This is a genomic window from Sediminibacterium ginsengisoli (assembly GCF_900167075.1).
GTDB lineage: Bacteria > Bacteroidota > Bacteroidia > Chitinophagales > Chitinophagaceae > Sediminibacterium > Sediminibacterium ginsengisoli.
Genome location: NZ_FUWH01000004.1, coordinates 121,916 through 135,358 on the forward strand (window position 1 = coordinate 121,916; position 13,443 = coordinate 135,358).

A 13,443-nucleotide genomic window follows, 5' to 3' on the forward strand; every position below is an offset into this window, starting at 1 on the left:
CAGATAAAAGAAGAGCGGACCTTTTGGGGATCCGCTCTTCTTGTTATGTGACTCAGTGATCTTGTTCACATCACTGTTGCTTTAATTTACAAACCTTGTCCATCCTTTCCACCAGTTTGCATCTACACCCGCGGCATCACAGGCACCGCGGAAAGTTACTGTACGGAAGAAACCTGTGCCGGTAAGCTTAGGATCTGCAAAGCTTGCGCCGGTCAGGATCGGCTGGTATCCGTTTGATCCGCCGAATGGCAGGAAGTCTGGTGCTGCGTAGTTGAACGGAGCAATCAGCTTCGCATCAGATACGTTGGTCAGTACGGTATTGTTGAAGAAAGCATTTGAGAAGAAGGTCTTAACAGAGTCGGTGTTCCAGCCTGTTGGCGTAGGAGCAGCGATGTACTGGTAAGAAGCTGCATCAGTGCCGGTCAGCGGACCGCAACCTGCAATGGTATTGTTTTTGAAACGAACGGTGCTGTCTTTCACGTTCAGGTCTTCTGCACGACCATTTCTTGCATCGATCAGCAGACCTGCGGGCCAGCCGAGGAAGATAGAGTTGAAGATAGAGATACCTGAGTTACGACGGATCTGCGCCGCTGCCAGGAACAGGCTGTTGCCGTTGTTGGCCAGTGTTGCCCTTGGACCGATTGCTGTGATATTGCTGAATACTGCTTTTGTCTGCGGAGTATTGATAGAACCGCTCGCATCGTTATCACTTTCAAAACCTTCACTTCTTGAAATATCCGCAATCGCAGAATCGCGCAGGATGATACCGAACTGTACGTTACCGCTGAAACCATTATCAGTATCGAAATCGTCATCCTGTGTTTTGTAAGTGATCAGGTGACTGCAGTTTACAGTACCACCGAACCACTCGAACGCATCATCTTTTGCGTAAGTAACCTGAACATAATCGATCACAGTTTTACGACCTACAGCGGCCATGGTAAGACTGTTGATCTCTTTATCAGGCTGGTATGCGTAACCTGCATATTCGATACGAACATAACGTAATACGCCAGAACTGTCGTTATCGTTAGGCGTTGTACCACCACCGGCAACACCATCGCCGAAGGCATTATCAATACCACCTTCTACCTGCAAGGTACCTGCACCGCCGCCGGTTCCGGTGTAAGTTGAGTTGACGCTCGCTTTACCGCAGATCACTATTCCACCCCAGTCGCCTGAACGTGGTACAGGAGAATTTGAAGTAAATACGATCGGTGCATCCTGTGTACCGTCTGCCACGATCTTGGCACCGCGGGTAATAACCAGTGCAGCTACGTTTGCACCCTGGTAGTCTCCTTTGATGGTAACACCCGGTTCAACTTTCATCGTAGCATTGTTCACCATGTATACAAGGCCACTCAGGATGTAATTGTTTCCGGCACGAAGCACGGTATCCTTGTCGATACGTCCTTTCAGGGTAATGGTCTGACCTGTAGAACCGCCTCCACCTGGAGTTAGAACATAGATGGTGTTGCCATCTTCTTCAATCTTCCGGCAGCTGGTAACAGCCAGTCCCGCCAGTGCAGTTAACAAAATGAGCGACTTTTTCATTGTATTCTGTTTATTCATTTTTATAATTTGTATCTGAAGCTTTTTTAAAAGTTGTAACCGAATGTGAGGCCGAAGCTGGTACCATATTTCCTTGTAAGACGGAACGGATCTTTTGATTTGTCGAGAGATGTATTGCCATCCGGGTTCTGGTAGTAATACAGTGTCTGGTTCAGGATATCCTGGATGTTCAGACGGATCTCGGCTTTGTTCTTAGCCAGTTTTTTGGTGATCTGGAAATCCAACACTGGTCTTGAAGACTCGTAGATATCCGGCTGATCGAGGCTACCCACAAATGTTACGCGGCGTCCGATCTGGTTGTACAGCAGGGTTGCATTCAGACCTTGTTTTTCCAGGTCGTACAGCAGTGAAACGTTAACGAGGTAAGGCGACTGACCTTGTAATGGCCTGTCGAGGAACAGGTTTGAGTCTTTAACCTTGCTCCTGATAAATGAACCGTTGGCCTGTAAAGTGAAGTTCCTCAGGGCGCTGACGAAATCGAGTTTTTTCCTGAATTCGATCTCGGCACCGAATGCGGTTGCACTTTCCGGATTAGCATAGTTGAACACGCTTGCACCACCGCTTCCGAAGTTGTAGATCATTTCGATCGGCTTGTCGAAGTATTTGAAGAATGCACCTACCGTGAATACTTCGCCGCTGCCCGGATAGAGTTCGTAACGCAGGTCTATATTGGTCACTTTTGTACGCTGCAGTGTAGGCAGGCCTTGTACAGAAGCATTCAGATCAAAGTCGTAGTACTGGAATGTTGCCATTTCCCTGAACTCCGGCCTTACAACGGTCTGAGAAGCAGACAAACGCAGGTTGGTCAGGTTGTTCAGCTTGTAAGTAGCGTTGATACCAGGCAATACATCAGTAACCCTTGTATTGTTGAAACGGGGATCAGATTTTTTAGTGCTGCCCACCAGCTGATCATAATCTTCGATCCTTGCACCCCAGATCACACGCAGTTTGGAACCGAACTGGTTATCGAACTGCAGGTAACCAGCATTCAGGATCGTGTTGGCCACGTAGCGGTAGAGGTTACCCTTGATGGCATCGAAAGCAAGCATGTTGCTGTTCACAGAACCATCGCCGAAATTAGATGGAGCGAACACCTTGTCCGGAGATAACAGTCGCAGCGCGGCATTATCCCTGGGCAGGTAAATAGAGAAAGGTTTCGCATCGAAGAGACGATCTTTTACCTGCAGCATATAACCACCTTTCAGGGTTTGCTTGGATCCGAATGCGTCGAATGTATAAGCGAGATCACCACCGCCGGTGTAGATATAATCGCTCAGGTTCTGGTAGAAACGGTTACCGCTTTTCTGAGAGAGTACGTTAGACAACAGCAAAGTGTAAGGACTGTTTGCAACGGAATTATTCTTCAGGTAATAGATCCTGCGCTGGTCAGGGACATACCCGTCGAGCAGTGAGAAAGAGCCGTACCATTTAAACTTCAGTACGTTTGGCTTGATATTGTGCTCACCGCTGATCTGTGAGTTCCAGAAGGTGTTTTGCTTAAAGCTCATTTCATAACCGCGTGAACTGTCGAGCAGAGCATTACCATTACCTTCCACACCGGTACGGATCGTGGTGTAATCGGTAGCATTGATATTGAATAACGTTTTCAGAGAGATCTTGTTATTGTTGTTGAGCTGCAGGGTAACATTACCCAGTGCACCCCACAGAATATCTGTGCTGTATTTATCGTCGTTGAAATGAAAATCAGGAGTAAAGCTTCCGTTACCGATAAAATTGAAACCACTGTTGGTTGATTTCAGGTAACGTGCAGTTTTGTTATAAGTTAAACCGAAGATGCCACCCAGTTTGGCGCTGCCTTTCAGCTTCGCGGTAAAACCACCGGCCATCTGCAGCTGACCATTCAGCCTGTTCAGACCGTTGTTCACAGTTGGGTTCCATATGTTTTCGAACTGGCTTCCCATGGTTGCCTTGTCTTTGCTCGAAAGCGCATCGAAAGCAGATTTGGTTGTATAGCTTCCCGGTAAAGACCTTGTTCCGTCGTCGATACCCAGATAATCAGTTTTACCACCCTGGTAAGTGTAGAAATCCTTTCCAATCGCCTGTGTATTGAAACCGGTTCCTGCCTGAAGCGAGAAGAAGTTTTTGGAAGGAATATCCCTGGTATTCACCTGGATCAGACCACCCGCCCATTCGCCTGGCAGTTCAGGAACAAATGCTTTATTGATAATGATATTATCAATCATGTTAGAAGGGATCAGATCGAAAGAGAATGCTTTTTTATCCGGCTCCGTGCTGCCGAGCTGGATACCGTTCAGCATAGCGAGGTTATATCTTTCTGCCAGACCTCTTACAATGAGAAATTTACCATCCTGGATACTTGCACCAGGCGTACGTTTGAGTACTTCACCTGTATTTTTGTCCGGAGAACGGCGGATCGCTTCCGCTGAAATTACGGATGCAACCGTGTTGGTATTTTTCTGGAAGGAAATAAGCGCGTTAACGGTCTCTCCCCTTGCGCCGTTGTTGCGGCTGGCAGATTTTACCGTTACGTTTTCGAGCGATTTATCAGATGATTCCTGCATTACAACATCGATCACAGTTTCATCACCCGTTTTAGGATTGATATCATCGATGTTTTTGTCTTTATAACCTACATAAGAAACAACGAGGCTGTATTTTTTACCTGCATCAACAGAAAAAGAATAACGGCCTTCAATATCTGTTTTGGTAAACCCGTTAGCTGCGCCACCAATTCTGATGGTAACACTGGCAAGTGGTTCATTTTTGGTGTTCGTAACCTTACCCGTAACCTTCGCCTTCTGGGCAAAAGCACCGGCAGTCAGTAAGCATAAAATAAAGAACAGAACTGATTTCTTCACAGCGTAGACAATTTAATGCTGCGAAAGTAGACGGGCATTGTTACGGAATTGTTACGCAGAAATTACCTGCATGTTAACAATGTCAGATAAGGTGTTAAAAACGATCGGACATAACAATAACATAACACAGCACTGTTATGATCTGGCACCTCCCGGGTGTCAGATCATATTTTTATTTTTCCTTCTACACCATCATCCAGCGTTTTGCCGAGTATGGCACCTGCCGCAATCTTGAGCAGGGAAACGATCTTATTGCTTTTTGTATCCCAGTAATAAGCATCAAGAGGCCTTACGCAGATCAGTGTGAGTTCCGGGTCATCTGCACCTTCATGGAACCAGGTTTTGGCAATCGGCGTCCATAAGGATTCAGCTTTCTCCCTGTCTACAATGATCATCGCATCACCGTAAATGGTCAGGAACTCGTAATCGTTCTTGTTGGAAAAGAAGAGCTGCACTTTGCTATTGGCAGTTATATGTTCATTCTTATCACTGAATTTATTGCTGAAGAACCAGAGGTTGCCCTCCTCATCTACCTGCTGGATTCCCATTGGTCTTACTGCAATGGGCTGCCTGTCGAGGGCGGTAGCGAACAGACACACGGAGGCAGCCTCAGTAAGATCCCTGATCTTCTGTACGGCTTCGGTACTGGATAAATTGGATACTGACATATTACCTTTTTTCCTCTTTCCGCACAATAGCCATGCCGGGGAAATAACGCAACAGGATCGGCTGGCGGCTTTTTTGATGGTTGAAATTCATAAAACAACAAATCATGAAAAATTCAGCAACTTCAGGTCAAACGCATTCCAAAGCAACCGGCGCTTCAAACAGGCCAGATAACAAACAAACACTCGACAGCCGTAAAAACGAAGAACAGCGTTTACAAGGCGATAACCGGACCCATAACAGCAAAGAAGTCCACAGCAGTACTAAAAACGACCGCAAGAAACCCTGAGGATAACTATGGAAAAAGATTTTATGATCAGCTTCATTTACGATGGCGAGCGCATGGAAGGGCGCGTGCGTACAGATCATGCAGACAAATACAAGCTGCCGGTATCTTACAGCGTAACATTGAATGGTGTCTTTTTCGATTATCTCACCAGGAATAACGGCGCCTGGCAGTCGGCTGAGGAACACCCGCAGGACCTGGTAGACGCGATCGGTAATTGTATTGACCAAACTGAGTAATCCTATCCCCACACCAATGAATCCTGTATTTAATAAAAGACAGGCATTACCCTTATTATTATATGGAATTGCGGCAGTATGCTGCAGAACTTTTTGTATCCTTTTTATGGCGCAATGATCAGCCCGCACCCTGGGGTTGCAGGAAATATATGTACACTGGCAGGCATACTCTTTAGCATCATAATAATCTATCTCTTATATATAATAATATCGAAACAGGTTTTAAAGAGATCACTGTGATGATCATCATCAACTGTATCATCGTCAATTTTCAACAAGTTCTTTCATTGCTTTATTTACTGCAAATGCAGCTAACCCGGAAGGAAGGCACAACACTGGCACAACAGGCTGAAATGAGCCACTGTAAAGGGATAGCGCGGCTCAACATATTATACAAATCGTATATTTTAGCAGAATTTTAATTTTTCCTTCGGCAGATTTTTTTTATTTTGTTGATCTATATGAATGTACTGCTTATTGAGGACGAAACTGCCGTCGTTTCGCTTATTGAGAGAGGACTCTCAGAGAAGGGCCTGCGCATCCATTCCGCTCCGGATGGTCATGCAGGCCTGCAAATGCTTAAAGAATATTATTACGATGTAGTGATCCTTGACCTGATGTTACCCGGCATCAGCGGAATAGATATCTGCCGTAAGATCAAGGAAACCAATGTCCGTTCGTCTATCCTGATGCTCACAGCGCTTGGTACAACTGAAAATATTGTTGCCGGCCTCGACAGCGGCGCAGATGACTACATGACAAAGCCATTCAAGCTTACTGAATTAAGTGCACGGCTGAATGCACTGTACAGGCGCAGCAATCATAACCACAATGAAGATCACCTGCTTCGTATTGCCGACCTGGTGCTCGACACGCATGCCAAACACCTTACCTGCCGCGGCAAACGCGTGGCGCTGACCACCACCGAATACAGGTTGCTGGAATTCTTTATTAAAAACCAGAACCGTGTTTTATCCCGTATGGAAATCCTGGAACATGTCTGGGATATACAGTTCAACCTCGGCACCAATGTGGTGGATGTATATGTGAATTATCTCCGCAAAAAAATTGACCGCGACCGGGATCAGAAGCTGATCCATACGATGATCGGCATGGGGTACATTTTTAAAGCGAAATAGCATGGCAGCTATACGCAAAAGGCTGACCACTGTTTTCACTGTGCTTACCGCTGTTATCGTTGCACTGGTAAGCCTGCTGGTCTATCACTTCACCCGCCGGTACCTGGAACAGGATTTTTTACACCGCCTTTCCGTAAGAACAGGTGTTGCCGCACAGGCGCGCTTCGAGGAAAACGATGTGGGCATCTCTATTTATAATAAGATCCGGGAGAAACACCTCCAGCGGCTACCTGAAGAAAAAGAGTACTTCTACGACAGTATCCCGAACCAGAACGAGATTCCTTATACGCAGCTTCCGGCAGACTTCGGACAGCAGATCGCGGCAGGAAAATCCGTCAGATTTAACAAAGGGCCTATCTATTATGTGGCTGTACCCTACCGCCATAACCAGGCATTATATACAGTGGTCCTTTCAGCCCGCAACGAAGTGGGTGAAAGGATACTCGCCAACCTGGGCAACAACCTGTTGCTCGGTGTGCTGCTGTCTGTTGCAACCGTATTGATCACAAGTCTTCTTTTTTCCAAGCAGATCCTGCAACCGATCACACACATGATCAACAATGTGAAAAAGATCAGTGCGTCTAACCTGCACCTGAGGCTGAATCCGAAAACACGCCGCGGCGAATTATTTGCACTTGCACAGACTTTCAATGATATGCTCGACCGTCTGGAGACTTCATTTGAGACCCAGAGCAATTTTGTAAACCGTGCATCTCATGAACTCAGAACACCTTTAACGGCAATCATGGGTGAGGCTGAGCTGGCATTGGTAAAAGAACGCAGTGTTGCCGATTACCAGTCGTCACTGCGCATTATTTCACATGAGGCAGCACAACTGGGGCACCTGATCAATATATTACTGGAGCTTGCCAGGGCAGGTAATGACGAGCACCAGCCGTTTATGAGAGAAGTACGGTTGGATGAACTCGTACTCGCGGTGAAGGCCGAGCTCGATACGATTATGCCGAACAACAGGGTGCAGCTCTCATTTGAGCTGTTACCCGAAGACCCGGCCAGGATCACTGTAGCAGGTAATCACGGGCTGCTGAAGCTTGCGCTGTCTAATATCGTCCAGAACGCCTGTAAATACTCAGATAACAAAGATGTTACGCTGCTGTTATATGCAACCGACAACCATTGCATCATTACAGTGAACGACCGTGGCATTGGTATTCCGGAAAACGAGATCCGTTATATTTTTGATCCGTTCTTCAGAGCGTCCAATACGGCCGATTACAATGGTTATGGTGTAGGGCTGCCTCTGGCGCAGAAGATCCTTCGTTTGCACAGGGGCACCATCACTTATTTTTCCGAACAGGGAATGGGAACAACAGCACGTATATCACTTCCCTTCATCGATTCCTGATCAAACACGCATTGTATCTGCCTGCCAGTTTCCGATCATTTTTTTGATGGCATTGGGCGAAAGGTTTTCTGTAATGGCTTTATCAACCAGACCAGGCAATTCGGCATCCGAAGCAAACCGAAGTGCGGCAATCTGTCCGAAAGACAATTTTGCACCAACAACTTCCAGGCGCTGCTGTGTGAGTTGGTAATAGCGAAGGCGCATCTCAAGCCGCACAACACGATCCTGCACCAGCAAGGCATAATGCTGCCTGAGCATAACGGAAAGCCATGAAAGCATAACGGTTAAAGCAGTTCCGAACAACCATAAAGAACGGTACTCCGGTTGCTCACAAGCCTGGTAAACCGACCAGATGATCAGCGCCAGCATAACCGGGTGATAAATAAAATGATGGGGAATGTAATAGCGCCGGTGGTTTTTGTACGATTGCATGATCAGGTGATTAGGGTGTGGAAAGAATGTAAAGATCGCTCTTGTATCAAGATAATAAAAATGGTTAACCGGTAAAGATGTGTATATTTACGTAACCATACGGTTACATATATGCAAGCAATCAGAAGAGATGTTTTCCAGGCAATCGCAGACCCGAGCAGGCGTGATATGATCCGGTTACTGAGCAGGAAGCCGATGCACCTGAACGAAATAGCTGCTCATTTTGATATGAGCAGACCTGCAGTTTCCAAACATGTGCGCATTCTTACAGAGTGCGGATTGCTGCAGATCAGCAACCAGGGACGTGAAAGACATTGCAGCCTGAATACAGCGAAACTGCGGGAAGTAGACCGCTGGCTGAACCAGTACAGGCACTTCTGGAACCGCAAGCTGGATGCCCTTGAAAAACACCTTGACAACATGCCGGATCCATTTCCTGAACCATAAAATCAAAACCATGAATCCACTTATCGTTGAACGCGAATACAACGCACCGATCGCGAAAGTATGGTCGGCCATCACCGATCATAAAGAAATGAAAGCCTGGTATTTCGAGCTGGATGAATTCAGGGCAGAGCCTGGGTTCGTATTCCATTTCTATGGCGAAAATGAAGGCCGCAGTTTTAAGCATATCTGCACCGTACTTGAAGCTGATGCGCCGCACAAGCTTTCCTACAGCTGGACCTATGAAGGTTATGAAGGCTATTCGGTAGTTAGTTTTGAACTGACGGAATTACCCGGCAACCGCACAGCTGTTCGCTTAACGCATACAGGACTGGAAAGCTTTCCGCAGGACAATGCGGATTTCGCACGTACCAATTTCGAAGCCGGCTGGAATGCCATCATTGGTAAGTCGCTGCCGCAATATGTGGAAAATCAATAAACATATTGAACCGTCATCAGTTGTTTACAAATGACTGATGACGGCTAACAGTATTAATGGATCGACACTGGTCTTTTCTGTTCGTCAACAGCAACAAATGTGAAAGTGCCTGTAATGGCTTTCACACGTTTATCGCTGTACATTTCTTCGATGAATATTTCCACTCTCACTTTGAGACTGGTATTCCCTACTTTTTCAACTTTTCCGATCAGCTCAATAATGGTTCCTGCCGGGATCGGCTGTGTAAAGTCGATCCGGTCTGAAGATACCGTTACTACTCTTTTCCGCGAATAACGCGTTGCTGCGATAAAGGCAACTTCATCCATGAGATGCATAGCCGTTCCGCCGAAGAGCGTATTGTAATGGTTGGTACTTTCGGGGAAAATCGCTTTAAAGATCCGGGTTGTTGATTGTTCAATTCTTTCTTCCTGCGTCATAAAACTTCATTTTCTAATGGTCAAAGTTACAGATCAGTTATGGAACAATGATTTCCTTTAGCTGGCTGCTGTTCATCTAAAAAAGCCGCGGGCAATGATTGTCCGCGGCCTGTAATATTAAGCTGTTACCGCTTCACGTAATTCATGTGCTGCGGCCACCATCGCTGTAAGTGCTTTGCGTGTTTCCTCCCAATGCCGCGTTTTTAAACCACAGTCCGGATTCACCCAAAGCTGTTCTGCCGGTATCACAGCCATTGCTTTTTCCATCAGCAATACCATTTCTTCTTTTGATGGCACCCTTGGCGAGTGAATATCATAAACACCGGGGCCTATCTCGTTGGGATACCTGAATGCCGCAAATGCGTCGAGCAGTTCCATCTGCGATCGCGAACATTCGATAGTAATCACATCGGCATCCATATCTGAAATATGACTGATTATATCATTGAATTCGGAGTAACACATATGCGTATGGATCTGCGTTTCATCTTGCACGCCACTTGCGGAAATGCGGAAAGCGCGAACGGCCCAGTCGAGGTATTCCTGCCAGTTGTCTTTGCGCAAAGGCAACCCTTCCCTTATAGCAGGTTCGTCTATCTGAATGATCCTGATACCGGCTTTCTCAAGGTCGGCCACTTCATCACGGATAGCCAAAGCTATCTGTGTACAGGTAACGTTGCGGGGCTGATCATTACGCACAAAACTCCATTGCAGGATAGTTACCGGCCCAGTCAGCATACCTTTCACCCATTTGGGTGTAAGCGACTGCGCAAAAGAAGACCAGCGGACAGTCATGGCCACGGGCCGGCTTACATCACCATAAATGATCGGCGGCTTCACACAGCGGCTTCCATAGCTCTGCACCCAGCCATTCTGAGAAAAAGCAAACCCGTTTAACTGTTCTCCGAAATATTCCACCATATCATTTCTTTCAAACTCCCCGTGAACCAGTACATCTATGCCTGTTTCCTCCTGGAACCGGATGGTCTCTTCTGTTTCTTTCGCAATCAGTTCATCATACTTCTCCTGTGTAAGTTCTCCCTTCTTAAGTCTTGCCCGCCAGCTACGCACTTCTCCGGTCTGAGGAAATGAACCGATCGTAGTTGTTGCAAACAAAGGCAGGGCAAGCGCTTCGCGTTGTTTCTGTTTACGAATATCAAAACCGTTATACCGTTTCGCATCACTATCGGTTATAGTCCGCATCCGTTGCTTTACCTGTTCATCATGTATCAGCTGCGAGGTACGCCGGGTTTCATTCGCATGCACATTTTCCTGCCATCTGGCATCAAGCTCTGCAGGCACTTCACTGCAGGCCAGCTCTTTCAGTGTAACAACTTCTTTTATTTTCTGTTTCGCAAACGCCAGCCATTGTTTTATTTCGGTATTCAGACTGCCTGAGTTTGTTTCCAGGTCAAGATCGCAGGGAACATGCAGCAAAGAGCAGGATGGCGCCAGCCAGATCTTTTCCTCTCCAAGTGCAGCAACAGCTTTTTTTACCAGTGCAAGGGAAGTTCTGAAATCGTTTTTCCAGATATTCCGGCCATCAACCACACCAAGTGAAAGACGGGTTCTGGTTCTGGCAAAACCTGTTGCCAGTATATCATCCAGCTGAGACGGGCAGCGCACAAGGTCGAGGTGAATTGTCTGCACAGGTAATGACAGCACCGTTGAAAGGTTTTCACCATAACACTCGAAGTAGCTGGCTAATATAATATGCAGGTGCGGGAATTTCTGGCTGATCAGGTTATAGGTTTTTTCTATTGCGCGTCTTTCCTCGCCAGACAGGTCGAGAGAAAGACAGGGTTCATCGAACTGGATATAATGTGCATTGCAATCATCCAGCTTTTTCAATACTTCAAGATATACCGGCAGCAGTTTGCCGATCAGTTCAAGCCTGTTAAATCCTTTTTCCTTTTCCTTGCCAAGCAACAGGAAAGAAACCGGCCCGAGCAATACCGGCTTGGCATTTAAACCTTCTCTTTTCGCTTCACTGAACTCCCTGATGACTTTTTCAGATACCAGGCTGAACTGCTGTGCTGCTGTGAATTCCGGCACGATGTAATGATAGTTGGTATCAAACCACTTTGTCATTTCCATGGCAGTCAGATCATATCCTTCTGTCTGGCAACCCCTGGCCATAGCAAAAAGCAGGTCTATCTCGGGCAGTTGTTTTTCTGCCATGAGTGCGTGGTAACGTTGCGGGATAGCGCCTGTCATTAAACAGGTATCCAGCACCTGGTCGTAAAAGGAAAAGTCGTTGCAGGGAATCAGGTCGATGCCGGCTTCCTGCTGTAGTTGCCAGTTCTCCCTGCGAATGTTTTTAGCTGCAAGCATAAGTTGTTCCACAGGCAGTTTGCCGGCCCAGTACTGTTCCGATGCTTTTTTGAGTTCACGCTGGCTGCCTATCCTCGGGTAGCCAAGATTGTGTGTTTGCATGATGATGCTTTTAAAATGAATAATCAGTTAAAAGCTCTTTGCTGAACTTCGCCATGCCGGCGCGGAAGATGAGAAAAGGACATAATACGGCCCGTGATCATTAAACAGGGCACACCAATGACCAGACTGCTTCATTCCGCGAAAGCATTGTCAATACAGAGAAGGCAGGTCTCCTGGCTCGTAACATTTTTACCGTCCTTCCCATCCCGACAATAATCAGAACAGTGGACAACAACGGGTAAAAACTTTTGCGTTACTTACAGTTGCGGGACAGCTTGCGATTTACACACAATTCCCTATTAATTTACGTTAAGTAAAACCTCATCCGTGATGAAAGAAATCAAGTAAAGAACCGGCGCGAAGGTAATGAGAGTTGAGGAGCCTGCAATTATTTTCAACAAGTGGTGAATCTTCATGTAAACACTTATCAGACTTCCTGCAATTTCAGGATCTGTACGGCCAATCAAAATACTGTTACTGAAACAGTTAGAACGAAAATGATCAATTATCAACTTATTTTTTATATATTTCAATCTATTTTTATTGTTTTTCGATAAATATTATCATCTTTGCATTATCAATTATTAAACGGTGCACTATGACAATTACTACCAATCATCTTCTGAAAGTATTACTTGTTCTTTCATGGATCATATTTGCAGGCCTTTCTATTGAAGCAGCTGGTCTGATCGTGAACACAATTGCTACAGCAATCCTGAACCCGGATGGCGCGAGCCGTTTCTGGCGGCAGATCGATCTTTCGGGCCTTTATTGGCATGATAAGGGACATTTTATTGTGATGAACCTGCTCACCATTATTATCGTGCTGTTAGAATGCACCATCTTTTACCTGATCATCCGTTTGCTGCATGGTAAAAAGCTGGATATGTCGCGGCCGTTCAGCTATGAGATGACAAGATTCATTGCAAGCCTGGCTTACCTTGCACTGATGATTGGTTTCTTTGCAAGATATGGTCAGAAATACAGCAGTTCGCTGAGCAGCAAAGGTGTGAGGATGCCTGATATACAAGACATGCATATGGCGGGTCCGGATGTATGGCTTTTCATGGGTATTGTATTGCTGGTGATTGCACAGATCTTCAAGAAAGGAATTGAAATTCAGAACGAAAACGAATTAACCGTATAA

General features: G+C 46.2%; 13 protein-coding genes and 1 riboswitch. Of the genes, 7 read left to right on the plus strand and 6 right to left on the minus strand.

What is annotated here, in order from left to right; all coding sequences use genetic code 11:
* Positions 1-81: 81 nt before the first annotated feature.
* The 3 genes from B5D42_RS08700 to B5D42_RS08710 all read right to left on the minus strand — a co-directional run bounded on the left by B5D42_RS08700 (position 82) and on the right by B5D42_RS08710 (position 5,080).
* Complete coding sequence (locus B5D42_RS08700) at positions 82-1,554, minus strand: beta-helix domain-containing protein (protein WP_078831312.1); 1,473 nt, start codon at positions 1,552-1,554, stop codon at positions 82-84.
* A 44-nt stretch (positions 1,555-1,598) separates the two neighbouring features.
* Positions 1,599-4,412, minus strand: a complete 2,814-nt coding sequence (locus tag B5D42_RS08705) for a TonB-dependent receptor domain-containing protein (protein WP_078831096.1) — start codon at positions 4,410-4,412, stop codon at positions 1,599-1,601.
* 164 nt (positions 4,413-4,576) lie between these two features.
* Entirely contained in the window at positions 4,577-5,080 is a 504-nt protein-coding gene (locus B5D42_RS08710) for a pyridoxamine 5'-phosphate oxidase family protein (protein WP_078831097.1), read from the minus strand.
* Between the two features lie 104 nt (positions 5,081-5,184).
* Between B5D42_RS08710 and B5D42_RS08715 the strand changes: the two genes are divergently transcribed.
* From B5D42_RS08715 to B5D42_RS08730, 4 genes are all read left to right on the plus strand, one after another.
* Positions 5,185-5,367: a hypothetical protein gene (locus B5D42_RS08715; RefSeq protein WP_078831098.1), complete on the plus strand. Its 183-nt coding sequence runs from the start codon at positions 5,185-5,187 to the stop codon at positions 5,365-5,367.
* 8 nt (positions 5,368-5,375) lie between these two features.
* On the plus strand, positions 5,376-5,603 hold the full coding sequence (locus tag B5D42_RS08720) for a hypothetical protein (RefSeq protein WP_078831099.1): 228 nt from the start codon (positions 5,376-5,378) through the stop codon (positions 5,601-5,603).
* A gap of 461 nt (positions 5,604-6,064) precedes the next feature.
* A complete protein-coding gene (locus B5D42_RS08725) occupies positions 6,065-6,742 on the plus strand; it encodes a response regulator transcription factor (RefSeq protein ID WP_078831101.1) in 678 nt (225 codons plus the stop codon).
* A 1-nt stretch (position 6,743) separates the two neighbouring features.
* Positions 6,744-8,108: a HAMP domain-containing sensor histidine kinase gene (locus B5D42_RS08730; RefSeq protein WP_078831102.1), complete on the plus strand. Its 1,365-nt coding sequence runs from the start codon at positions 6,744-6,746 to the stop codon at positions 8,106-8,108.
* Here the strand turns inward: B5D42_RS08730 and B5D42_RS08735 are convergent, their stop codons facing one another.
* Entirely contained in the window at positions 8,109-8,540 is a 432-nt protein-coding gene (locus tag B5D42_RS08735; protein WP_078831103.1) for a DUF6526 family protein, read from the minus strand. It lies immediately after the preceding gene.
* 111 nt (positions 8,541-8,651) lie between these two features.
* Here B5D42_RS08735 and B5D42_RS08740 point away from each other — a divergent pair, with 111 nt between their 5' ends.
* Both B5D42_RS08740 and B5D42_RS08745 read left to right on the plus strand, forming a co-directional pair.
* Positions 8,652-8,987, plus strand: a complete 336-nt coding sequence (locus B5D42_RS08740; RefSeq protein WP_245825621.1) for an ArsR/SmtB family transcription factor — start codon at positions 8,652-8,654, stop codon at positions 8,985-8,987.
* Positions 8,988-8,997: 10 nt separating this feature from the next.
* Positions 8,998-9,423 (plus strand): SRPBCC family protein, encoded by a 426-nt coding sequence (locus B5D42_RS08745; RefSeq protein ID WP_078831104.1) that lies wholly within the window; start codon positions 8,998-9,000, stop codon positions 9,421-9,423.
* Between the two features lie 53 nt (positions 9,424-9,476).
* Here the strand turns inward: B5D42_RS08745 and B5D42_RS08750 are convergent, their stop codons facing one another.
* On the minus strand, positions 9,477-9,860 hold the full coding sequence (locus B5D42_RS08750) for an acyl-CoA thioesterase (RefSeq protein ID WP_078831105.1): 384 nt from the start codon (positions 9,858-9,860) through the stop codon (positions 9,477-9,479).
* A 117-nt stretch (positions 9,861-9,977) separates the two neighbouring features.
* The gene (gene metE / locus B5D42_RS08755; protein WP_078831106.1) at positions 9,978-12,296 is read right to left on the minus strand and encodes a 5-methyltetrahydropteroyltriglutamate--homocysteine S-methyltransferase; all 2,319 of its coding nucleotides are present in this window, start codon (positions 12,294-12,296) and stop codon (positions 9,978-9,980) included.
* 146 nt (positions 12,297-12,442) lie between these two features.
* A riboswitch (cobalamin riboswitch) is annotated at positions 12,443-12,635 on the minus strand.
* A 259-nt stretch (positions 12,636-12,894) separates the two neighbouring features.
* Here metE and B5D42_RS08760 point away from each other — a divergent pair.
* Positions 12,895-13,443 carry a DUF2975 domain-containing protein gene (locus B5D42_RS08760; protein WP_078831107.1) on the plus strand — a complete coding sequence of 183 codons (549 nt, stop codon included), beginning with the start codon at positions 12,895-12,897 and terminating at the stop codon, positions 13,441-13,443.

Bases quoted from the DNA above. Each gene is read 5' to 3' on its own strand.
- B5D42_RS08700 (WP_078831312.1), bottom strand. From the start codon at position 1,554: ATGAAAAAGTCGCTCATTTTGTTAACTGCACTGGCGGGACTGGCTGTT.
- B5D42_RS08710 (WP_078831097.1), bottom strand. From the start codon at position 5,080: ATGTCAGTATCCAATTTATCCAGTACCGAAGCCGTACAGAAGATCAGG.
- B5D42_RS08715 (WP_078831098.1), top strand. From the start codon at position 5,185: ATGAAAAATTCAGCAACTTCAGGTCAAACGCATTCCAAAGCAACCGGC.
- B5D42_RS08720 (WP_078831099.1), top strand. From the start codon at position 5,376: ATGGAAAAAGATTTTATGATCAGCTTCATTTACGATGGCGAGCGCATG.
- B5D42_RS08725 (WP_078831101.1), top strand. From the start codon at position 6,065: ATGAATGTACTGCTTATTGAGGACGAAACTGCCGTCGTTTCGCTTATT.
- B5D42_RS08730 (WP_078831102.1), top strand. From the start codon at position 6,744: ATGGCAGCTATACGCAAAAGGCTGACCACTGTTTTCACTGTGCTTACC.
- B5D42_RS08735 (WP_078831103.1), bottom strand. From the start codon at position 8,540: ATGCAATCGTACAAAAACCACCGGCGCTATTACATTCCCCATCATTTT.
- B5D42_RS08740 (WP_245825621.1), top strand. From the start codon at position 8,652: ATGCAAGCAATCAGAAGAGATGTTTTCCAGGCAATCGCAGACCCGAGC.
- B5D42_RS08745 (WP_078831104.1), top strand. From the start codon at position 8,998: ATGAATCCACTTATCGTTGAACGCGAATACAACGCACCGATCGCGAAA.
- B5D42_RS08750 (WP_078831105.1), bottom strand. From the start codon at position 9,860: ATGACGCAGGAAGAAAGAATTGAACAATCAACAACCCGGATCTTTAAA.
- metE (WP_078831106.1), bottom strand. From the start codon at position 12,296: ATGCAAACACACAATCTTGGCTACCCGAGGATAGGCAGCCAGCGTGAA.
- B5D42_RS08760 (WP_078831107.1), top strand. From the start codon at position 12,895: ATGACAATTACTACCAATCATCTTCTGAAAGTATTACTTGTTCTTTCA.